We start from the raw sequence: 20,351 nt of genomic DNA, 5'->3' as shown, positions 1-20,351 counted from the left end.
GCATGGATAAGGAGGCGGCGTGACCGTGACAACTCCCGCCAAGAACGACCCGGGCATCCAGGAGTCACCGGCCGCGGGCTTCGGCAAGCAGCCGCTGGGCAAGCGCCTGATCGGGGCCAACACGTTCTGGATCGCGCTGGTGCTGCTCGCGCTGGTCCTGGTGTTCACCGCGATCGCGCCCGCCGAGTTCGCGACGCTGTTCAACCTCCAGCAACTGCTCATCGAGACGTCCGTGCTGCTGGTGCTCTCGGTCGGCATGACGTTCGTGATCATCACCTCGGGCATCGACCTGTCGGTCGGCTCGGTGCTGATCTTCGCGGGCATGGTGGCCGGGAAGACGATGGAAGCGCTTTCCGGCGGCAACGCGTCCAACGCGGGCTGGGGCGTGATCACCGTCGGGCTGATCGCCGCGGTCGTCGCCGGGACGGTGTGGGGCCTGATCAACGGGTTCCTCATCGCGGTGGCGGGCATCCCGCCGTTGATCGTCACGCTGGGCACGATGGGGGCCGCGCTGGGCGCGGCGCTGCTGCTCAACAACGGCTCCGACGTGCGCAGCGTGCCCACGGCGCTGAACCAGCAGCTCGGGTACGGCACGTCGTTCGGTGTGGTGCCGAACCTGGTGCTGATCGCCGTGGTGATCACGCTGATCGGCGCGTGGCTGCTGCACACGACGAAGTTCGGCCGCTACACCTACGCGGTCGGCTCGAACGCCGAGGGTGCCCGCCGGGCGGGCATCGGCGTCACCGGGCACCTGCTGAAGGTGTACCTGCTGACCGGTTTCCTGGCCGGGATCGCCGGGTTCCTTTCGCTGTCGTACTACAACTCGACCACCATTTCGGGACACACCAGCGACAACCTGAACGCCATCGCGGCGACGGTGATGGGCGGGACGAGCCTCTTCGGCGGCGTCGGGTCGATCCTCGGCACCGTGATCGGCGTGTTCATCCCGGCCGTGCTGAAGAAGGGCTTCAACATCACGCACGTCCAGGACTTCTGGCAGATGATCGCGGTCGGCGCGGTGCTGATCGCGGCGGTGTGGTTCGACCAGCGACGCCGGCGTCGTCGCAACTCCCGGTAATTTCCCCTATCGCACAAAGAGGTGCTCCACCATGAAGTTGAGAAAATCCCTCGTCGCCGCCGGCGCGCTCGCCTCCGCCGCCGCCCTGCTGACCGCGTGTGGCGGCGGCCAGATCGGGCAGAGCGGCGGTGACTCCAAGCCCGCCAACGGCAAGAAGCTGATGCTGGTCCCCGGCGTGCAGGCCGAGCCGTTCTACATCTCGATGCAGTGCGGCGCGGAGGCCGAGGCGAAGAAGCTCGGCTACGAGCTGACCACGCAGGCGCCGCAGAAGTTCGACGCGCCGATGCAGACCCAGATCGTCAACGCGCTGGGCGCGAACCCGCCCGCCGCGCTGCTCATCGCGCCGACCGACGCGCAGGCGATGCTGGCGCCGATCCAGCAGGTCAAGAACCGCGGCTCGAAGATCGTCGAGGTGGACACCGCGCTGCAGGACACCAGCGTGGCCGCGTCGTCGATCTCCTCGGACAGCGCCGAGGGCGGCAAGCTGGCGGCGCAGACGCTGGCGAAGCTGGTCGGCGACAAGCCGGGTTCGGTGCTGGTGCTCGACACCATCGCCGGGACCTCGACCACGAACGCCCGCGCCAAGGGCTTCGAGGACGAGCTGAAGAACCACCCGAACCTGAAGTCGGCGGGTGTGCAGTTCACCCAGAACGAGCCGGACCAGGCCGCGACGAAGGTGACCGCGGCGCTCTCGTCCACGCCGGACCTGGTGGGCATCTTCGCCACCAACCTGAACACCGGCGAGGGCGCGGCGACCGGGCTGCGCAACGCGCACAAGATCGGGGCGGTCAACCTGGTCGGGTTCGACGCCAGTCCGTCCGAAGTGGAGGGTCTGCGGAAGGGCGAGTACCAGGCCCTCATCGCGCAGGACCCGGCGTCGATCGGCCAGCAGGGCGTGCAGCAGGCGGTGAACGCCCTGGAAGGCAAGGCCGTGACCCGCAACCTGACCGCGGCCCTGCACCCGATCACCAAGGCCGACCTGGACGCGAACGCGCAGTACTTCTACAAGCAGCAGTGCTGATTTCGCGGCGCTGATTTCGCGGCGTTGAAGTGCCCTCAAGGCCACCTTACCGGCGTCTGACGCCCGTAAGGTGGCCTTGACGGCTTTTGGGGTCAGGGTGGCGCAGGTCTCTGAAGGCCACCTTCAGAGACCTGAACGCCCCAAACTCGGCCTTCGCGTCCCAGTACCTCCAGCCTCGACATGCCGTGAAGGCCTCCTTCACGGCATTGAGCGCTGCGAAGGCCCCCTTCACGGCGCTCAGTGCCGGTAAGGACCCCTTCACGGCGTGAGAGTCCCTCAAGGTGGCCTTCAGAGGCTCGACGGCAGCGCAGAATTCCCGGCATGTCCCGAACGGAGCGTCCGGGACGTTTGGGGGCCGTCGCGGTTCCTGGCCGGGTGGGCAGGACGGGATCGGCCGATCGGCCGAGGGCGGCGGGCCCGCGCATGACCGTCTGCCCGAAGTACGCGGGGTCCGGTCTCGGACAAGATCGTCATCGCCGGGCGGGCACGGTCGGCCGACCACGACCGTGTCACCGGCGAAACGGCACCACCACCCGAGAGCGAAGGACCGCCGACCCCATGCCGCACCACCTCGTGCACGTGCTCGCCGAGGGCCAGGGCGCCCTCACCCACGGGCTGGGCCTCGGCCTCGGCCTGGTCCTGGCCCTCGCCGGGCTCGCCTACCTGGGCTTCTTCCTGTGGGCACTGTTCAGCATCCTGGGCGCCCGCATCGGCTGCGGGGCGACGCTCCTCTGGCTGATCGTGATCTTCTCGCTGCCGTTCATCGGCAGCCTGCTGTGGTACGTCGTGGGCCGCAAGAGCGTCGATCCACACCTCAGGTGACCGGCGCACCACCCACTGGCGACAGGCGAGACGCCGCCGTTCGCGCGACAATCGGGGTGAGGAGACCCGCGACGGAAGGACCGCAGATGTCCGACTACCCGCGCGACCCCCGGCAGGCGCAGCCCGGCGTGGACGCGGCAAGGCTGTGGGCGGGCGGTGTCGCCACCGCGGTGGTGGCCGCGCTGATCGCCATCGTCGGGCTGCTGATCGCCAGGGGGATCTTCGCGGTGGAGGTGCTCGCACCCAAGGGCGACGGCGTCTGGGGCAACGCCAGCACCACGACCTACGCCGTGGTGGCCGCGATCGTCGCCCTGCTCGCCACCGGGCTGATGCACCTGCTGAGCGTGGCGACGCCGGCGCCCGGCCAGTTCTTCGGCTGGATCATGGTGCTGGCCACCGCGATCGCGGTGGTGCTGCCGCTGAGCCTGACCGTGAACGTCAGCGCGAAGATCGCGACCGCGCTGATCAACCTGGTGATCGGGCTGGCGATCGCGGTCATCGTGAGCAGCATGGCGGCGAACGCGCGCACGCGGTACCGGCGCACCACGCCCGAGCAGGCGCCGACGCGCCAGTGGGACCGTCCCGAACCCCCTTCGCGGTACTACGACAGCTGACCGTCCTCTGTAGACGGTCTAGTGCTGCGACTCGGCCAGCAGCCGCAGGGCGAGCGCCTTGAGTTCCGGGCTCGCGGTGGCGGCGTTCCCGGCATCGAACGGCGGACGCGGGTCGTACTCGACGGCGAGCTGGATGCCGCGGGCGACGTCGTCACCGGCGAGCAGCGAGGCGAGGTACAGCGCGAGGTCGATGCCCGCGGACACGCCGGCGGCGGTGATGATCTTGCCCGCCCGCACGTACCGCTCGGGCACGTACCGCACGCCGAACGTGCTCTCCAGGTAGTCCGCCGAGGCCCAGTAGGTGGTCGCGCGGTCGCGAAGCAGCCCGGCGGCGCCGAGGATCAGCGAGCCGGTACAGACCGACGTGGTCCACGTCGTGTGCTTGTCGACGCGGCGGATCCAGTCGAGCAGGACCGGATTCCGCATCGCGGCGACCGTGCCCCGGTTGCCCGCGCCCGGCACCAGCAGCACGTCCAGCCGGTCCACCTCGGCCACCGACCGCTCGGCGAGCACCGCGGCCTGCCGGGTGTCGGTGCGCACCGGGCCGCGGTGCTCGGCGATCATCGTCACGGTCGCGCCCGGCAGCCGGGAGAGCACCTCCGCGGGCCCGGTCGGGTCCAGCAGGCTGAAACCGTCGTAGAGCAGGATGCCGATCCGCGGGCCCCGGGTCCCGGCGTTCGCGGTACCGGCGGTGAGGCCCAACGCCGCGGTCGCCGCCGCGCCCGCCAGCACCGTTCTGCGGGTGGTCTTCGCACTCGTCATACCGCGGGAGTCTGCGCGGCTCGCGTGGCCAGTGGGCGCGGCATGTCCGTCATCCGGCGAAGCATGTCCCCGGTGACCCCGTAGTGGTCGAGAAACGCCTGCCGCAGGGTCCCCGCCGAGGTGAACCCGCATCGGCGGGCCACCGCGGACAACGGCAGCCCGCTCCCGCGCGCCAGGTGCGCGGCGGCCTCGGTACGGGCGGCCCGCACCACGCGGGCCGGGGTGCTGCCCAGCTGCGTGGTGAACAGCCGGGTGAGGTGCCGGGTGGTGACCCCGGCCCGCGCCGCCAGCGCGCGCGGGCCGAGATCGCCGTCCAGATGCGCGGCGATGTGGCCGAGCAGGTCGCGCACCACCCGGTTGCCCGGCGGCGGAGCGGCCAGGAACATGCTGATCTGCGCCTGGTCGGCCGGGCGGTGCAGGTAGGTCACCAGTTCGCGGGCGACCTCGCGGGCCAGGCTCGGGCCGTGATCCTCCTCGATCAGCGCGAGCGTGAGATCCAGCGCGCTGGTGACCCCGGCCGAGGTGTAGACGTCGCCGTCCCGGATGTAGAGCGGCGCGGAATCCACCGTCACCGCGGGAAACCGCGCGGCCAGCAGCTCGCCGTAGCCCCAGTGCGTGGTGACCCGCCGCCGGTCCAGCAGTCCGGCCGCGGCCAGCACGAACGTGCCCGTGCACACCGACGCGATCCGCCTGCTCCGCCCAGCCAGCCGCCGCACCTGGGTCAGCAGCCGCTCGTCCACCGCCGCCTTCGGTGTCCCGGCCCCGCCGACCACCAGCATCGTGTCGATCCGCCCGGTCACCGCGGCGAGCCGCCGCGCGCCGGCCAGCACGATCCCGGACGAACTGCGTGTGTCCGCCCCGGCGACCGTCGCCAGCTCCACGGCGTACCGGGGCACGGCCCCGTGCGAGTTCGCGATCTCCAGCGCCCCGCTGGGACACGCCACGTCGAGGATCTGCGCGTCGTCGTACGCGACGATCACCATCCGCCGTACCGATCGTTCTTGGCTCCCCATAACGAAAACCTACCGCCGGGAACCCGCTCGGAACCGGCCGCGAAACCCGGACGCGTGTTCTCCGCGTCACGCCCGGTTAGACTCTCCTTCCCCACCTGACCCGACGTGGCGCCGAGGGGAGGCCCGACATCCGTGCTGCCGAAACGCGCGGCCCCGCCCGCCGATCCCCTGCCCGTGCTCGCCGCCGCCCGCCGGATCACCCACGACCTGATGGACGGCCTGGCCGGGGCACACGCCCGCCGGGCCGCGCACGGCCTGCGGAAGCTGTTCGGCGTGCCGGGTCTCGGGCTGGCGGACCTGTCCGGGTCGCTGCTGTGGTCCGGTCGTCCCGGTCCGGACGACCTCGTCTCGAAGGTGCTCGAAGAGGCGCTGCGCAGCGAGGAACCCGGGGCGGAGGCCGGGCTGCGGGTGCTGCCCCTGCACGTGCGCGACGAGCCGGCCGGCGCGCTGCTGACCGTCGGCGACGTACCGGCCAACGTCGCCCGCGAGGCCGCCGACCTGGTGGTCCAGGCGCTGGAGCGGGGCAGGCTGGAGGCGTCCGCGGAGCGGGCGGCCGAGGCCGAGCTGCGAGCGCTGCGGGCGGAGATGTCCCCGCACTTCGTCTACAACGCGCTGACCGTGATCGCGTCCCTGGTGCGCTCGGACCCGGACCGCGCCCGCGACCTCATGCTCGACTTCGCCGACTACACGCGCTACAGCCTCGCGCGGCACGGCGAGTACACCGTGGTCGCCGAGGAGTTCCGCGCGGTCGAGACCTACCTGGCGCTGCAACGGGCGGTGCTCGGCGAACGGCTGCGCGTCCAGGTCAGGGTGGCACCGGAGGTGCTCGCCGTCGCGGTGCCGTACCTGGTGCTGGAACCGTTGGTGGAGAACGCGATCCGGCACGGGATCGAGCCGCGCTCGGCCGCCGGGCTCGTCCAGGTGCACGGACAGGCGGAAGGGAATCACTGCGTGATCACCGTCGAGGACGACGGAGTCGGGATGGCACCGGAGCGGGCCGCGGAGATACTGGCCGGGAAGGGGTCCGACGGCGGCGTCGGACTGGCCAATGTGGACAGACGACTGCGTGACGTCTACGGCGCCTGGTACGGCCTCGTGGTGGAGACCGCCGTCGACGCGGGCACCAGGGTGATCGTGCGCGTGCCCCGCTTCCAGCCAGGGGTGCTGCCGTGACTTCCGGGACAGGACTGCGTGTGCTCGCCGTGGACGATCTGGCGCCCGCGCTCGACGAGCTGTGCCGGATGCTGCGCGAGGCGCCCGAGGTCGGCGAGGTCGTCGGTGCCGGGGACGCGCTGAAGGCGTTGAAACTCCTTCAGGCGGACCATTTCGACGCGGTGTTCCTCGACATCTCCATGCCCGGCCTCGACGGGCTGGAACTGGCGTCGCTGCTGGCGAAGCTGTCCGAACCGCCGGTGATCGTGTTCGTCACCGCGCACGACGGGCACGCGGTCACCGCCTACGGCATCGGCGCGGTCGACTACCTGCTCAAGCCGGTCCGCGCCGAACGACTGTCGGCCGCGCTGGCGAAGGTGACGCGCATGGCGGCCCCGTCGCGTCCGGCGCCCGACGCGATGGCCGCGCTGCCGGTCGAGGCGGGCGGCCGGACCCGGTACGTGCGGCGCGACGACGTCCTGTTCGCCGAGGCGCACGGCGACTACGTCCGGCTGCACACCAAGAGCGGGGTGCACGTGGTGCGGATGCCGATCTCGCGGCTGGAGGAGTACTGGGAGGGCACCGGGTTCAGCCGGGTGCACCGCGGTTTCCTGCTGGCCGTCGACGCGGTGCTGGAGCTGCGCAGCGACACCACCGGCGGGCTGCTCGCGCACACCGAGGCCGGGGACGTCCCGGTCAGCCGCCGGCACGCGCGCGACCTGCGGGACCGGCTCCTGGAGGCCGCGCAGCGCGGCCAGCTCGGACCGCGGCGATGAGCCGGGTCCGGCGGGTCGCGGTCACCAGCCCGCAGACCCGGCTCGCGCACGCGCGGCGGCAGGCGCGCGGACGCTGGCGGCAGCCCCGGCTGCGCGCGGCGGACGCCCAGCGCGCTTCCGAGCTGTACCGGGCACAGCGGCGGCGCGGGATTCCGGCGCTGGTACTGATCTTCGCGCTGCTGCTCGGGCTGCCCGCCGTGTTCGCGCTGTTCCCCGGGCTGGACTCGGTGCGGCTGTGGGGAGTCCCGCTGTCGTGGCTGCTGATCGCGGTCCTGCCCTACCCGGCCATGGCGCTGCTGGCCCGCTGGCAACTGCGCCGCGCCGAACGCCTCGAGGACGACCCGTGATCCCCGGCGGACGAACGCCCCAATGTGGCATTGGGTGCGCTCAACGCACCCAATGCGGCGTTCGGTGCGCTGGACGCACCGAACGCCACATTGGGGCGCTTGGGCCACGGCGGGTCGGGACGCTGCCGCAGAAGCCCGCCCTGGCAGCGGGTCCCGACCGGCTCGGGCGATGTGCTGAAGGACGCCTTCGGTGCACTCATCGCACTGAAGGCGTCCTTCAGCACGCCCAACGCACTGAAAGCGTCCTTCAGCTCCCGCGCGCCCGTGCTCTGAAGGCCACCTTGAGGGCGTTCAGGTCCCTGAAGGTGGCCTTCAGAGACCTGCCGACCCCAGCCCAGTCGAGCCGCACGGACCACGGCGACCACCACGACCACGGCGGGAAAACCTAGTGGGGATCGCGTTCGCGGTCGCGCCCGTGGTGGCGGTGACGTTGCTGATCGGGATCCGGGGCGTCGCGGCGATGCGGACGACGTCGGACTTCCTCGTCGCGTCCCGCCGGGTGTCGCCGCTGGTGAACTCGGCCGCGGTGTCCGGCGAATACCTGTCGGCGGCGTCGTTCCTCGGGGTGGCCGGGCTCGTGGTGAAGGACGGGGTCGGCGCGCTCTGGTACCCGGTCGGCTTCACCGCGGGCTACATCGCGATGCTCGTGCTGGTCGCGGCGCCGATGCGGCGCTCGGGCGCGCTCACCGTGCCGGACTTCGCCGAGGCGCGGCTGGCCTCGCCCGCGCTGCGCAGGCTGTCGGCGGTGGTCATCCTCGTGATCGGCACGATCTACGTGCTCCCCCAGTTCCGCACCGCGGGCCTGGTGCTCAAGGCGGTCGGCGGCACGCCGTACTGGGTCGGGGTCGTGATCGCCGGGACGGCGGTGAGCGTGACGCTCGCGCTCGGCGGCATGCGCGCGGCGACCTACGTGCAGGCGTTCCAGTTCGTGCTGAAGCTGCTGTTGTTCCTGGTCCCGGCGATCTGGCTGGTGCTGCAGGCGGGCGCGGTCAACCGGGACGCCGCGCTGCACCCGGTGGAGTTCACCCGGTTCGGGCACGACACCACGGTTTCCTTCGAGATCGACACGACCCTGCGGATCACCGAGCCGACGACGCTGCGTACCCCGGACGGCGGCACCCGCGTCGTCCCGCCCGGCGAACTCTCCTTGAGCAGCAAGGACAAACTGACCTTCGCCGCGGGGACGCCGGTGCCCTCGGTCCCGGGGGTCGCACCGCTGGGCGGGGCCGACTGGCAGCGCCCGCTGCTGGATCTGGGCGATCAGGGGTACCCGCTGCTGAGCACCTGGTCGATCCTGATCGCGATCATGCTGGGCACGATGGGCCTGCCGCACGTGCTGATGCGCTTCCACACCAGCCCGGACGGCCGCGCGGCCCGCCGGACCGCGGCGATCACCGTGGCGCTGCTCGGCGTGTTCTACCTGTTCCCCGGGATCTACGGGGTACTCGGCCGGGTACTGGTACCCCAGCTCTATCTTTCCGGCGGTACCGACACCGTCGTCGTCGCTCTTCCGTCCCAAGTGGACACCGGATGGGCGGGCCAGCTGTTCACCGCGCTGCTCACCGCGGGCGCGTTCGCGGCGTTCCTGGCGACGTCGCTGGGCCTGCTGCTGGTGATGTCCGGGGCGCTGGCCTACGACCTGATGCCCGGCGGGCTGCGGCGGCTGCGGGTGACGGTGGTCGTGGTCGCGGGCGTGATGGTGCTGCTCGCGCTGCCGTCTGCGCGGTTCGGCGCGGGCGAGCTGGTCACCTGGGGATTCACCGTGGCGGCCTCGACGTTCTGCCCGCTGCTGGTGCTCGGCATCTGGTGGCCGCGGCTGACCGCGGCGGGCGGGATCGCCGGGGTGCTCGCCGGGCTGCTGGCCTCGTCGGGCTCGTTCCTGTTCTCGCTGGCCGGGCCCAAACTGCACGGCTGGGTGGCGATCTTGGTGGCCCAACCGGCACTCTGGTCGGTACCGGTGGCATTCGGCGTAATGATGCTGGTCTCTTCGCGCGGCAGGCCACCTTCCTGGTCGACCGCGGCCATGCTGCGGCTGCATCTGCACGAGCGCCGTTCGTCCCCGGCCGCCCGCCGTTCGTCGACCGTTCGTCGTCGGAGCCCGCGTTTGAACCGCTGACGGTTCCCTCCCCCACCCGGTGTCCCTACCGTGGCGCGCACCACATTCGCAGTGCCGCGAGGAGACGCCGATGAGCACCACAGACACCGACGTGACCGGCGGGCCACCGGACGCCTCGGTCTGGGAAAAGGCCCACGACAGCGCGGAATTCCGGGAGTTGCGGAGCAGGCTGCGCCGCTTCGTCTTCCCGATGGCGATCCTGTTCCTCGCCTGGTACCTGCTCTACGTCCTGCTCGCCGACTACGCGCACGGGTTCATGAGCACCAAGCTGTTCGGCAACATCACCGTCGGCCTGGTCTTCGGCCTGCTCCAGTTCGTGTCGACGTTCCTGATCACCTGGCTGTACGTCCGGTACGCCAACAAGAAGCTCGACCCGGTGGCCGAGAAGATCCGCGCGGACATCGAGGAGCAGGCATGAGCAGCACACTCGCGGCGGGCGTCGAGGGCAGCAGCCCGGCCCTGAACATCATCATCTTCGCGCTGTTCGTGCTGATCACGCTGGTGATCGTGTTTTGCGCGAGCCGGAACACGAAGACGGCGTCGGACTACTACGCCGCCGGTCGCGCGTTCACCGGTCCGCAGAACGGCATCGCGATCTCGGGTGATTATCTTTCGGCGGCGTCGTTCCTCGGTATCGCCGGGGCGATCGCGGTCTACGGGTATGACGGGTTCCTGTATTCGATCGGGTTCCTGGTGGCGTGGCTGGTCGCGCTGCTGCTGGTCGCGGAACTGTTGCGCAACACGGGAAAGTTCACCATGGGCGACGTGCTCGCCTTCCGGATGAAGCAACGTCCGGTGCGGGCCGCGGCCGCGATCTCGACGCTGGCCGTGTCCTTCTTCTACCTGCTCGCCCAGATGGCGGGCGCGGGCGGGCTCGTCGCGCTGCTGCTCGGCATCGAGGGCAAGACCGGCCAGACGCTGGTGATCGTCGTCGTCGGCATCATCATGATCGCGTACGTGTTGATCGGCGGGATGAAGGGCACCACCTGGGTGCAGATCATCAAGGCCGCCTTGCTCATCATCGGCGCGCTGGCGATGACGCTGTGGGTGCTCGGCAAGTACGGCTTCAACTTCTCCAGCCTGTTGCAGGCCGCCGTGGACAAGGGCGGCAAGGCCGGGGAGGCGCTGCTCGGGCCGGGCAAGCAGTACGGCACCAACGGAACGACCAAACTGGACTTCTTCTCGCTCGGGATCGCGCTGGTGCTGGGCACCGCGGGCCTGCCGCACGTGCTGATGCGCTTCTACACGGTGCCGACCGCCCGCGAGGCGCGGCGTTCGGTGGTGTGGGCGATCGTGCTGATCGGCGTGTTCTACCTGTTCACGCTCGTGCTCGGCTACGGCGCCGGCGCGCTGGTCGGCCCGGACAAGATCAAGGCCGCGCCCGGCGGGGTGAACTCGGCGGCGCCGCTGCTCGCGCTCGAACTCGGCGGGCCGGTGCTGCTGGGCCTGATCGCCGCGATCGCGTTCGCGACGATCCTCGCGGTGGTCGCGGGCCTGACCATCACCGCGTCGGCCTCGTTCGCCCACGACGTCTACGCGAGCGTGGTCAAGAAGGGCAAGGCGACGCCGGGTTCGGAGGTGCGCGTCGCGCGGATCACCGCGCTGGTGATCGGCGCGGTGGCGATCGTCGGCGGCATCCTGGCGAACGGGCAGAACGTGGCGTTCCTGGTGGCGCTGGCGTTCGCGGTCGCGGCGTCGGCGAACCTGCCGACGATCCTCTACTCGCTGTTCTGGAAACGCTTCAACACCCAGGGCGCGCTGTGGTCGATCTACGGCGGTCTGATCGTCACCATCGTGCTCATCGTCTTCTCCCCCGCGGTGTCCGGGAAGCCGATCGACCCGAAGACGGGCAAGAGCGCGTCGATGATCCAGGGTGTCGACTTCCACTGGTTCCCGCTGGACAACCCGGGCCTGGTGTCCATCCCGATCGCGTTCTTCCTCGGCTGGCTCGGCACCGTGCTGTCGAAGGAGCACGACGAAAAGAAGTACGCCGAGATGGAGGTCCGCTCGCTGACCGGGGCCGGCGCCGAAAAGGCCGTCTCCCACTGAGACCCCGGGGGCGCCAGGAGGTGCCGCGCCCAACCGCCTCCTGGTAGCTCCCGGCCAAGTTCCGTGAATGCCACATTGAGGGACTCTGAGTCCCTCAATGTGGCATTCACGGACTTTCCCGGTCAGTACGGGAGCGTTCCGTCGGCCAAGTCGCCGAGGACGGACCGGATATGGGCCTGCGTGTGCCTCCAGAGCCCGGCACCCAGCGAGATCCGCGCTACCCCCAGTTCAGCGAGCGCGGCGATTCCGGGGCCACCGGGGAGGGCGGAGACGTTGACCGCGCCGGGCGCGACCGCGCGGACGAACTCGCCCAGCACCTCGGGCGAGCGCACCAGGATCGGGTAGACGCAGTCCGCCCCGGCCGCCAGATACGCCTTCGCCCTGGCGATCGCGTCGTCCAGTACCGCGTTCTCGTCCTCGGCGCCGAGGAAGACGTCGACCCTGGCGTTGATCACCAGCGCGTCCCCCGCCGCCTTCCGCAGGTCCGCGACGCGCGCGGCCTGGGCTTCGACCGGCCGCACCCCGCCCGCGACGTGGTCGGTGTCCTCGAAGTTGAGACCGGCAGCGCCCGCGTCCACCAGTCGTTCGGCCAGTTCCGGCGCGGCGAGGCCGTACCCGGATTCGGCGTCCACGGTGACCGGCACCGACACCGCGCGGGCGATCCTGGCGGCCGCGGCGAACATCTCGTCCACCGGGGCCGCCTCGCCGTCCGGATAGCCGAGTGCCGCCGCGACCGCGACCGAACTCGTTGCCACCACGGGGAAACCGGCCTGCTCGACCAGCCGCGCGGTATCCACGTCCCAAGCGTTCGGCAGGACGAGGGGCTTGCCGGGGACGTGCAGCGCCCGCAGGGCCCGCGCGGTCACGCGTCCCGCTTCGGGAGCGGCGCGTGGCTGGTGACCTGCATGCGGTTCCAGCTGTTGATCGCGATGACCTCCCAGGCCACCGCGCGGTACTGCTCCTCGGTGAACACCCGCGTCGCCTCGGCGTAGACGTCGTCGGGCACGTCCTGAAGCTGCGACACCTTCGTCATCGCCTCGGTCAGTGCCAGCGCGGCGCGCTCCTGCTCGGTGAACAGCTCGGTCTCGCGCCAGCCGTCGAGCACGAACAGCCGCCGCGGCGACTCGCCGTGCTGAATGGCGTCGTTGCTGTGCATGTCCAGGCAGAACGCGCAGCCGTTGATCTGGGAGGCCCGCATCTTGACCAGTTCGAGCAGCTTCTGGTCGATGCCCGCGTTGGCGGCCGCCTTCTCCACGGCCTGCTGCAGCTTCGACATGGCTTGGTAGATCTCCGGGACCTGCTGTGACAGGGCGATTCGCTTCGTCATGTCATAGACGTTAGCGCCGACTGGACCACGTGTATGGTCCAGTCACATGGCAGTTTCGTGGTCCAGTTCGGGAATAGACGTCCACCTCGCCTGGCGGCGCGAGACGGGCCGGACCGGGCTCGCGGCGGCGATCCGCGCGGCGATCCGGGAAGGCCGCTGGCAGCCCGGCGCCACGGTCCCGTCGACGCGCGCGCTCGCCCAGGACCTCGGCGTCGCGCGGGGCACCGTCACCAGGGTCTACGCCGACCTCGCCGCCGAGGGCTACCTGCGCACGGCCCAGGGCGCGCCGACGCGGGTCGCGACCGCGGGCACCCTGCCACAGTCGGCGCCCCGGCCCACGCCGTGGGATCCCGCGCCGCGCTGGGACCTCCGCCCCGGCAGGCCCGATCTGACCGCGTTCCCCCGCGCGGAGTGGCTCGCCGCGACCCGGCGCGCGCTGCACGAGATGCCCGCGACGGAACTGGGGTACTCCAACGAACTCGGCGTGCCCCGGCTGCGGGAAACGCTGGCGGGTTACCTCGCGCGCAGCCGGGGCGTGCTCGCCGATCCGGCGCGGATCGCGGTGTGCAACGGATACTCGCACGCGCTCGCGCTGCTGACGCAGGTCCTGCGGGGACGCGGCGCGGCGGAGATCGCGTTCGAGAACCCGTCGCTGTACCTCTTCCGGGACATCGTCGCGGCCAACGGCTCCCGCGTCGTCGGGGTGGAGGTGGACGAGCACGGCATCGACGTGTCCGCTGTGGGCAGTCCGGCGGTGGTGGTGACCGCCGCGCACCAGTACCCGATGGGCGTGCCGCTCGCGCCGCACCGGCGCGCGGAGCTGACCCGGTGGGCGAACGATTCCGGCGCGTTCGTACTCGAAGACGACTACGACGGCGAATTCCGCTTCGACAGCCAGCAGGTCGGCGCCTTGCAGGCACTCGCGCCCGAACGCGTGGTGTACGCGGGCACCGCGAGCAAAACGCTCGCGCCGGCCCTGCGGCTGTCCTGGCTGGTGTTGCCCCGTTCGCTCGTCGAACCGGTGCGCGCGGCCATGCTCGACAGTGGGACGCGGCCGCCGGTGCTGCACCAGCTGGCACTGGCGGAGCTGATCGACTCCGGCGGCTACGACCGGCAGGTCCGCCGTCGCCGCACCGAGTACCGGTCCCGGCGCGACCGGTTGCTGGCCATGCTGCCGGAAAACCTTGCCCCGCGCGGGATTTCGGCCGGGCTGCACCTGGTGCTCATGCTGCCGGAGGACGGGCCGACGGAGGCGGAGGTGCTCGCGTCCTGCCGCCGCCGCGCGATCGGCATCGAGGGCCTGGGCAGCTACTGGATGGATTCCCCTCGGCCCGGCGGTCTGATCGTCGGGTACGGCGCGGCGCCGAAACACGCGTTCAACGGCGCGGCGCAGACGCTCGTCGAAGCGTTGTGGGAGGTTACGCCATGAGCAAACTCGTGGCTTCCGGGCCGAGGTTCCGCCTATCGTCAGCGGGGTGAAGATCACCTCGCTCACCCCACGACTGCACCTGCTCGAATTCGAAATCGGCCAGGCCTATCTGTGGGCCGACGATGACGGCTTGACACTCGTCGACACCGGAATCGTCGGCTCGGGCGACGCGATCCGGGACGCGATCACCGAACTCGGCTCCGGCGCGCTCACCCGCGTCGTCATCACCCACTTCCACGGCGACCACGCCGGTTCGGCGGCGGAGATCGCGTCGTGGTCGGACGCGCCGGTCATCGCGCACCGGCTCGACGCGCCGGTCATCCGGGGCGAGGCCGCACCGCCGCTGCCGAACCTGCTCGACTGGGAACGTCCGCTGTTCGAGCAGGCCAAGCAGCACCTGACCGGGCCGCCGGCCCGCGTCGATCAGGAGGCCGAGGACGGCGACGTGCTCGATTTCGGCGGCGGGGCAAGGATTCTCTGGATCCCCGGCCACACCGAGGGCAGTATCGCGGTCCACCTCCCCGAGCACCGCGTCCTGTTCACCGGGGACACCGTCGCGACCTGGCCGGACCCGGTGCTCGGGCCGTTCAACGTCGACCGCGAACGCGCCATCGCCTCGGTGGGCACCCTGGCGGACGTGGACGCCGAGATCGCCTGCTTCGGCCACGGCGCCCCGCTTCTGAGCGGCGCCCAGTCCCGCCTCCGCGCCCTGCACACCCAGCTCACGTCCTGAGGTGGCCCAAGCGCCCCAATGTGGCATTGGGTGCGTTGGACGCAGCGAATGTGGCGTTCGGTGCTCCACTCCTTGCCCCCACCACCACCCTCAACGGAGACGCTCCGCGTCCGGCCCCGATTCCACGCACCGAACGCCACATTGGGGCGCATGTCCCCGGGCAGGTGCGCCTGGAGTCCTCTGTGGACGGAGCAGCGGGGCCGTGGGGCAGCGGGCAGCGGGCCGTGGGCCGTGGGCGGAACACCGAGGGACGCCCTGGGTGCGTTCGGTGCGACGGGGGCGTCCCTCGGTGCGGCCAACGCACCGAAGGCGTCCCTCGGTGCCAAGCCCCGCCCCCGAAGTGGCCCGGAGAAAGTCCGTGGGGGCCTCCTTGAGGGACCTAGAGTCCCTCAAGGAGGCCCCCACGGACCGTCCGACAGCTCAGAACCAGCAGGTGACGCGGGCGCGGTGGATGTCGGTGGTGAGCACCGGCCTGCCGTCGACCGGCGCCGGGCCGCCGGGAGGCGCCTTCGGGTCCGGCTGGATGCCGCCAGCGGCCACCTTGTCCAGCGTGGCCAGCCCCGCGTCGTCGACCGTGCCGAAGATCGTGTAGTTCGGCTTCAGCGCGGAATCGCCGTAGACGACGAAGAACTGACTGCCGTTGGTGGCCGGTCCGGCGTTGGCCATCGCGAGCACACCCCGCGCGTAGACCTTGCGCGCGCCGGTCGGATCGCTGGGCGCGGGCGGCAGGTCGGTCGGCAGTTCGTCCTTGTACTTGTAGCCCGGCCCGCCCTCGCCGGTCCCGGTCGGGTCCCCGCACTGAAGCACCTTCAGCGTCGGGTACGCGGTGAGCCGGTGACACGTCGTCCGGTCGTAGAACCGGTGCGTGGTCAGGTGCAGGAAGCTCTGCACGGTGCACGGCGCCTTCGCGCGGTCCAGGGTCAGGCCGATGGTGCCCTGGTTCGTCGAAAGCCGGACACGGGGCTTGCCCCAGCTCGGGGTGTGCCGGGGATCCGGCGGCAGCGGGACGGGACGCGCGGCCGGGTCGTCCGGCGTTTCGGTGTACTGGCACGGGCCGTGCGTGACCTTCGGCGGCGCGGTGGCCTCCGAAGACGCCGACGCCATCGGGGCGCCCAGCGCGAGCATCAGCCCGGAACCCAGCACTGCCACGACGATCTTGGTGAGTCTCTGCACGGTGCCTGCCTCCCAGTCACAGACGAAGGGACGCAACATACCAGGGAGACCACGTCCGGCCCCAGGTCCGGAATTCGGTCAGCGGCGCAGATCCTCGATCAGCGCGTCCGCCGCGGCGAAGGGGTCCAGTTCCCTGGCGACCACGCGGTCGGCGAGCCCGGCGAGCCGGTCACCGTGGCGCAGGTCGGCGAGCTCGGCACGCAGCCGCCGCATCGCGATGGCGGCCACCTCGTCCCTGGCCCGTGCCGCCCGGCGCCGCGGCAGTTCCGCGTGCGTCACCAGCCACTCGTGGTGCTCCGCCAGCGCACGGACGAGGTCGTCGGCCCCCTCGCCCGTCGAGGCCACCGTCCGCACGATCGGCTGACGCCAGCTTGGCCCGCGAATTTCCCTGCGTGCCAAGGAAATCATCTGTTTCAGATCGTGCACGGTGGCGTCGGCGCCGGGCCGGTCGGCCTTGTTGACGACGAACACGTCGGCGATCTCCAGCACGCCGGCCTTGGCCGCCTGGATCCCGTCGCCCATTCCCGGCGCGAGCAGCACCACGGTCGTGTCGGCGAGCTTCACGACGTCCACTTCGGACTGTCCAACCCCGACGGTCTCGATGAGCACGACGTCGAAACCCGCCGCGTCCAGCACCCGCACCGCCTGCGGGGTCGCCCAGGACAGCCCGCCGAGATGGCCCCGGGTGGCCATCGAGCGGATGAACACCCCGGGGTCGGTGGCGTGCTCGGTCATCCGGATCCGGTCGCCGAGCAGTGCCCCGCCGGTGAACGGCGAGGACGGGTCGATCGCCAGCACCCCGACGCGCTTCCCCGCCGCCCGCAGCGCGGTGAGCAGCGCGGACGTCGATGTCGACTTGCCGACACCGGGCGGCCCGGTCAGCCCGATCACCCGCGCGTTCCCGGTGAACGGCGTCAACGCCCGTGCGACGTCCGCGACCCTCGGGTTGGCGTCTTCGACGAGCGAGATCAGCCGGGCGATCGCGCGATGCTGCCCGTCGCGGGCCCGGCCGACCAGCTCGTCGAGATCGAAAGCAACAGCCACTAGGCCGTCGGCACCCGCAGCAGCAGCGCGTCACCCTGGCCGCCGCCACCGCACAGCGCGGCCGCGCCGAGCCCACCGCCGCGGCGCGCCAGCTCGTGGATCAGGTGCACGGCCAGCCGCGCGCCGGAGGCGCCGATCGGGTGCCCGAGCGCGATCGCGCCACCGTTGACGTTGACCTTGGCCGCGTCGACGCCCAGCTTCTCGGTGGACACCAGGCCGACCGCGGCGAACGCCTCGTTGATCTCGACCAGGTCGAGCGCGTCGGCGGTGAGCTTCTCCTTCGCCAGCGCGGCGAGGATCGCGTTCGACGGCTGCTCGTGCAGGCTCGCGTCCGGCCCGGCGACGACGCCGTGCGCGCCGATCTCGGCCAGCGGGGCGAGGCCCAGTTCCTCGGCCTTGGCCCTGCTCGCCACGACGACCGCGGCGGCGCCGTCGGAGATCTGCGAGGCGGACCCGGCGGTGATGGTGCCGTCGGAGGCGAACGCGGGACGCAGCTTGGCGAGTCCCTCGGCGGTGGTGTCCGCGCGGACGCCCTCGTCGGCCGAGAACAGGATCGGGTCACCCTTGCGCTGCGGGATGGACACCGGCGCGATCTCGTCGGCGAAGTACCCCGCCTCGGCGGCCGCGGCGGCGCGCTGGTGCGAACGCGCGGAGAACGCGTCCTGCGCTTCGCGGGTGACGCCGTAGCGGCTGTTGTACTTCTCCGTCGAGGCGCCCATGGCGACCTGGTCGAAGGCGCAGAACAGGCCGTCGTGGGCCATGTGGTCGACGAGCGTGGTGTCGCCGTACTTGAAGCCGGACCGGGACTTCGGCAGCAGGTGCGGAGCCTGGGTCATCGACTCCTGGCCGCCCGCGACGACGAGGTCGAACTCCCCCGCCCGGATGAGCTGGTCGGCCAGCGCGATCGCGTCGAGGCCGGACAGGCACACCTTGTTGACGGTCAGCGCGGGCACGTCCATCGGGATGCCGGCGGCGACGGCGGCCTGGCGCGCGGGGATCTGGCCCGCACCGGCGGTGAGCACCTGGCCCATGATCGTGTACTGCACGGCTTCGGGGGCGACACCGGCACGCTCCAGCGCGGCCTTGATCGCGACCCCGCCCAGTTGCGCGCCCGAGAAGTCCTTCAGGGAACCGAGCAATCGCCCGACGGGCGTACGGGCGGCACCCAGGATCACGGAACCGGACACGGCAGTCCTCCAAGCTTCGGCGCGAGGTCGGTCGGAACGACCATACCCAGTGGTACGGCATCTTGATGCAGCCAGTGTGAGCCGGGGCACGCCCGTTCGCGACCGTCGTCACCCCGGCGACCGCCTTATCCTCTCGTGCATGACTGACGCCCTGAAGCCTTTTGTCACGGCCATCGACCACGTGGGGATCGCGGTGCCGGATCTCGACGCCGCGATCGCGTTCCACCGCGAGCACTTCGGCCTCGAGGTGGCGCACGAGGAGGTGAACGAGGAGCAGGGCGTCCGCGAGGCGATGCTGCGCGCGCCCGGCACCGCGGGCACCGAGACGCAGATCCAGCTGCTCGCGCCGCTGCGCGAGGACTCGGCGATCGGGAAGTTCCTCGCCAAGAGCGGCCCCGGGCTGCAGCAGCTCGCCTACCGGGTGTCCGATGTGGACGCCGCGGCCGCCGCGCTGCGCGCACAGGGGCTGCGGCTGCTCTACGAGGAGGCGAAGCGGGGGACGTCGAACAGCCGCGTCAACTTCGTGCACCCGAAGGACGCGGGCGGCGTGCTCGTGGAGCTGGTCGAACCCGCGCGCGACGGCGCCCACTAAGCAGGGGCGCGGCCGTTACGCCCGGTCAACGCGTCGGCGATGAACTTCAGCTCGGCGTCCATGTCGGAGGGCTGGGTATCGGCGTGCCGCGCGGTCGCGTGGCGGTGCGTGACGGCCCTGGCCAGCAGGCCGGACGCGCTGTCCACGTCCGCGATCGGCAGGACGCCGCCGGTGGCGGTGACGATCACCGCGCGCACCTGACGCACCAGGAGCTGGAACCGCGCCAGCAGCGCGTCGCGCACGGCGTGGTGGGTGTCGGCCTCGCGCCAGAGCAGATGTGAGAGCACGCGCGACCCGGTGAACCGGCGGTCCAGCTCGCGCACCAGCCTGCCGAGGCTGCCCGCCACGTCGCCGGGGATGACGAGGGTGGCGGGCTCGATGCGTTCCTCCGGCAGCCGTTCGACCAGCGCCGTCAGCAGGTCGGCCTTGCGCTTGAAGTAGTAGTGCACCAGCCCCTTCGGCACCCCGGCACGCTCCGCGATGCGAGAGGTCGGGGTGGCGTCGAAGCCCGACTCGGCGAAGAGGGCTTCCGCCGCGCGCAGGATGCGCTCCTTCGCCGAGTCGTCCTCCATGACTACTCCTTCGTAGCGCCCTGTTCCTGGGTAGGACTCAGTGTGACCCGGCCATCCGGTGCGCCGCCTGTGCGACCGGCATCGCGACCGCGCCGGCGATCACGACCAGCACACCGGCGACCCACGAGGTCCAGGACGCCCCGTTGAATTCGGTGTACCCGATCACCCAGGGCGCGAGGAACATCAACACGCCCAGCACGATCTGGATGCCTTCGCCGTAAACCATGCCAGGCATGGCAAGCGACGCGAGGCCGTCGAGCGCGATCAGCGCGCCGAGAACGATCATCGTCCACATCGCGGCGGTGCTCGTGCTCAGCCAAAGGGGTGAAAGCGCGGCAACGACCCCGATGACCACCTCCGCCCAGTCATGGGGGCGGCTCCAAGGGCGCGTCGACACTTCGTTCATCGTGCTCACCTCCAGTGGAGAACTCCGGTTCCACAGTGCTTCCGCTGCTCCGATCGTCCTCTTGGTTGGCCAGCCGGTCAAGACGGATGAGCAGGGGTTTCGCCGGGTTTTGTGGGGTTCCTACGGGGTTTCGCCGGG

The 20,351-nt window shown here is 71.1% G+C and carries 22 protein-coding genes; 13 read left to right on the top strand and 9 right to left on the bottom strand.

Going from position 1 to position 20,351, the window contains the following annotated elements:
- Positions 1–19 precede the first annotated feature (19 nt).
- From ABD987_RS08495 to ABD987_RS08480, 4 genes are all read left to right on the top strand, one after another.
- Positions 20–1,078, top strand: coding sequence for an ABC transporter permease (locus tag ABD987_RS08495; RefSeq protein WP_345388864.1), 1,059 nt, complete (start codon positions 20–22; stop codon positions 1,076–1,078).
- 31 nt (positions 1,079–1,109) lie between these two features.
- Positions 1,110–2,099 (top strand): ABC transporter substrate-binding protein, encoded by a 990-nt coding sequence (locus tag ABD987_RS08490; protein WP_345388862.1) that lies wholly within the window; start codon positions 1,110–1,112, stop codon positions 2,097–2,099.
- 558 nt (positions 2,100–2,657) lie between these two features.
- Positions 2,658–2,921 (top strand): PLD nuclease N-terminal domain-containing protein, encoded by a 264-nt coding sequence (locus ABD987_RS08485; RefSeq protein ID WP_345388860.1) that lies wholly within the window; start codon positions 2,658–2,660, stop codon positions 2,919–2,921.
- 86 nt (positions 2,922–3,007) lie between these two features.
- On the top strand, positions 3,008–3,535 hold the full coding sequence (locus tag ABD987_RS08480; protein ID WP_345388858.1) for a DUF6069 family protein: 528 nt from the start codon (positions 3,008–3,010) through the stop codon (positions 3,533–3,535).
- Positions 3,536–3,553: 18 nt separating this feature from the next.
- Here the strand turns inward: ABD987_RS08480 and ABD987_RS08475 are convergent, their stop codons facing one another.
- Both ABD987_RS08475 and ABD987_RS08470 read right to left on the bottom strand, forming a co-directional pair.
- Positions 3,554–4,297 carry a DJ-1/PfpI family protein gene (locus tag ABD987_RS08475; protein WP_345388856.1) on the bottom strand — a complete coding sequence of 248 codons (744 nt, stop codon included), beginning with the start codon at positions 4,295–4,297 and terminating at the stop codon, positions 3,554–3,556.
- Positions 4,294–5,280: a GlxA family transcriptional regulator gene (locus ABD987_RS08470; RefSeq protein ID WP_345389888.1), complete on the bottom strand. Its 987-nt coding sequence runs from the start codon at positions 5,278–5,280 to the stop codon at positions 4,294–4,296. The genes ABD987_RS08475 and ABD987_RS08470 overlap by 4 nt, the downstream gene beginning before the upstream one ends.
- Positions 5,281–5,442: 162 nt before the next feature.
- Here ABD987_RS08470 and ABD987_RS08465 point away from each other — a divergent pair, with 162 nt between their 5' ends.
- The 6 genes from ABD987_RS08465 (at position 5,443) to ABD987_RS08440 (ending at position 11,750) form a co-directional block, all read left to right on the top strand.
- Complete coding sequence (locus ABD987_RS08465) at positions 5,443–6,483, top strand: sensor histidine kinase (RefSeq protein ID WP_378214386.1); 1,041 nt, start codon at positions 5,443–5,445, stop codon at positions 6,481–6,483.
- Positions 6,480–7,238 carry a LytR/AlgR family response regulator transcription factor gene (locus tag ABD987_RS08460; RefSeq protein ID WP_345388854.1) on the top strand — a complete coding sequence of 253 codons (759 nt, stop codon included), beginning with the start codon at positions 6,480–6,482 and terminating at the stop codon, positions 7,236–7,238. Before ABD987_RS08465 ends, ABD987_RS08460 begins: the two co-directional genes overlap by 4 nt.
- Positions 7,235–7,585: a hypothetical protein gene (locus tag ABD987_RS08455; RefSeq protein ID WP_345388852.1), complete on the top strand. Its 351-nt coding sequence runs from the start codon at positions 7,235–7,237 to the stop codon at positions 7,583–7,585. Before ABD987_RS08460 ends, ABD987_RS08455 begins: the two co-directional genes overlap by 4 nt.
- Positions 7,586–7,973: 388 nt before the next feature.
- Positions 7,974–9,701 carry a sodium/solute symporter gene (locus ABD987_RS08450; protein ID WP_345388850.1) on the top strand — a complete coding sequence of 576 codons (1,728 nt, stop codon included), beginning with the start codon at positions 7,974–7,976 and terminating at the stop codon, positions 9,699–9,701.
- A gap of 70 nt (positions 9,702–9,771) precedes the next feature.
- Complete coding sequence (locus tag ABD987_RS08445; RefSeq protein ID WP_345388848.1) at positions 9,772–10,119, top strand: DUF485 domain-containing protein; 348 nt, start codon at positions 9,772–9,774, stop codon at positions 10,117–10,119.
- Positions 10,116–11,750 (top strand): solute symporter family protein, encoded by a 1,635-nt coding sequence (locus ABD987_RS08440; RefSeq protein WP_345388846.1) that lies wholly within the window; start codon positions 10,116–10,118, stop codon positions 11,748–11,750. The genes ABD987_RS08445 and ABD987_RS08440 overlap by 4 nt, the downstream gene beginning before the upstream one ends.
- A gap of 122 nt (positions 11,751–11,872) precedes the next feature.
- Here the strand turns inward: ABD987_RS08440 and ABD987_RS08435 are convergent, their stop codons facing one another.
- Positions 11,873–12,616, bottom strand: coding sequence for an isocitrate lyase/PEP mutase family protein (locus ABD987_RS08435; RefSeq protein WP_345388844.1), 744 nt, complete (start codon positions 12,614–12,616; stop codon positions 11,873–11,875).
- The gene (locus tag ABD987_RS08430) at positions 12,613–13,077 is read right to left on the bottom strand and encodes a carboxymuconolactone decarboxylase family protein (RefSeq protein ID WP_345388842.1); all 465 of its coding nucleotides are present in this window, start codon (positions 13,075–13,077) and stop codon (positions 12,613–12,615) included. The genes ABD987_RS08435 and ABD987_RS08430 overlap by 4 nt, the downstream gene beginning before the upstream one ends.
- Positions 13,078–13,123: 46 nt before the next feature.
- Between ABD987_RS08430 and pdxR the strand changes: the two genes are divergently transcribed.
- Positions 13,124–14,506, top strand: a complete 1,383-nt coding sequence (gene pdxR / locus ABD987_RS08425) for a MocR-like pyridoxine biosynthesis transcription factor PdxR (protein ID WP_345388840.1) — start codon at positions 13,124–13,126, stop codon at positions 14,504–14,506.
- A 46-nt stretch (positions 14,507–14,552) separates the two neighbouring features.
- Positions 14,553–15,239, top strand: a complete 687-nt coding sequence (locus ABD987_RS08420) for an MBL fold metallo-hydrolase (RefSeq protein WP_345388838.1) — start codon at positions 14,553–14,555, stop codon at positions 15,237–15,239.
- 420 nt (positions 15,240–15,659) lie between these two features.
- Here ABD987_RS08420 and ABD987_RS08415 read toward each other — a convergent pair whose 3' ends face one another.
- From ABD987_RS08415 to ABD987_RS08405, 3 genes are all read right to left on the bottom strand, one after another.
- Complete coding sequence (locus ABD987_RS08415) at positions 15,660–16,364, bottom strand: peptidylprolyl isomerase (RefSeq protein ID WP_345389882.1); 705 nt, start codon at positions 16,362–16,364, stop codon at positions 15,660–15,662.
- A 126-nt stretch (positions 16,365–16,490) separates the two neighbouring features.
- Positions 16,491–17,456: a methylmalonyl Co-A mutase-associated GTPase MeaB gene (gene meaB / locus ABD987_RS08410; RefSeq protein WP_345388836.1), complete on the bottom strand. Its 966-nt coding sequence runs from the start codon at positions 17,454–17,456 to the stop codon at positions 16,491–16,493.
- Positions 17,456–18,643 carry an acetyl-CoA C-acetyltransferase gene (locus ABD987_RS08405; protein ID WP_345388834.1) on the bottom strand — a complete coding sequence of 396 codons (1,188 nt, stop codon included), beginning with the start codon at positions 18,641–18,643 and terminating at the stop codon, positions 17,456–17,458. The genes meaB and ABD987_RS08405 overlap by 1 nt, the downstream gene beginning before the upstream one ends.
- A gap of 139 nt (positions 18,644–18,782) precedes the next feature.
- Between ABD987_RS08405 and mce the strand changes: the two genes are divergently transcribed.
- The gene (mce, locus tag ABD987_RS08400; RefSeq protein ID WP_345388832.1) at positions 18,783–19,235 is read left to right on the top strand and encodes a methylmalonyl-CoA epimerase; all 453 of its coding nucleotides are present in this window, start codon (positions 18,783–18,785) and stop codon (positions 19,233–19,235) included.
- Here mce and ABD987_RS08395 read toward each other — a convergent pair.
- Together ABD987_RS08395 and ABD987_RS08390 are read right to left on the bottom strand one after the other, a co-directional pair.
- Positions 19,232–19,807 (bottom strand): TetR/AcrR family transcriptional regulator, encoded by a 576-nt coding sequence (locus ABD987_RS08395; RefSeq protein WP_345388830.1) that lies wholly within the window; start codon positions 19,805–19,807, stop codon positions 19,232–19,234. The genes mce and ABD987_RS08395 overlap by 4 nt on opposite strands.
- A gap of 37 nt (positions 19,808–19,844) precedes the next feature.
- On the bottom strand, positions 19,845–20,213 hold the full coding sequence (locus tag ABD987_RS08390) for an SPW repeat domain-containing protein (protein WP_345388828.1): 369 nt from the start codon (positions 20,211–20,213) through the stop codon (positions 19,845–19,847).
- Positions 20,214–20,351: the final 138 nt, after the last annotated feature.

It is taken from the genome of Amycolatopsis samaneae, assembly GCF_039541975.1.
Taxonomy (GTDB): domain Bacteria; phylum Actinomycetota; class Actinomycetes; order Mycobacteriales; family Pseudonocardiaceae; genus Amycolatopsis; species Amycolatopsis samaneae.
The sequence above is the reverse complement of the archived record's forward strand: the minus strand, read 5'-3'. Positions and strand labels throughout refer to the sequence as shown.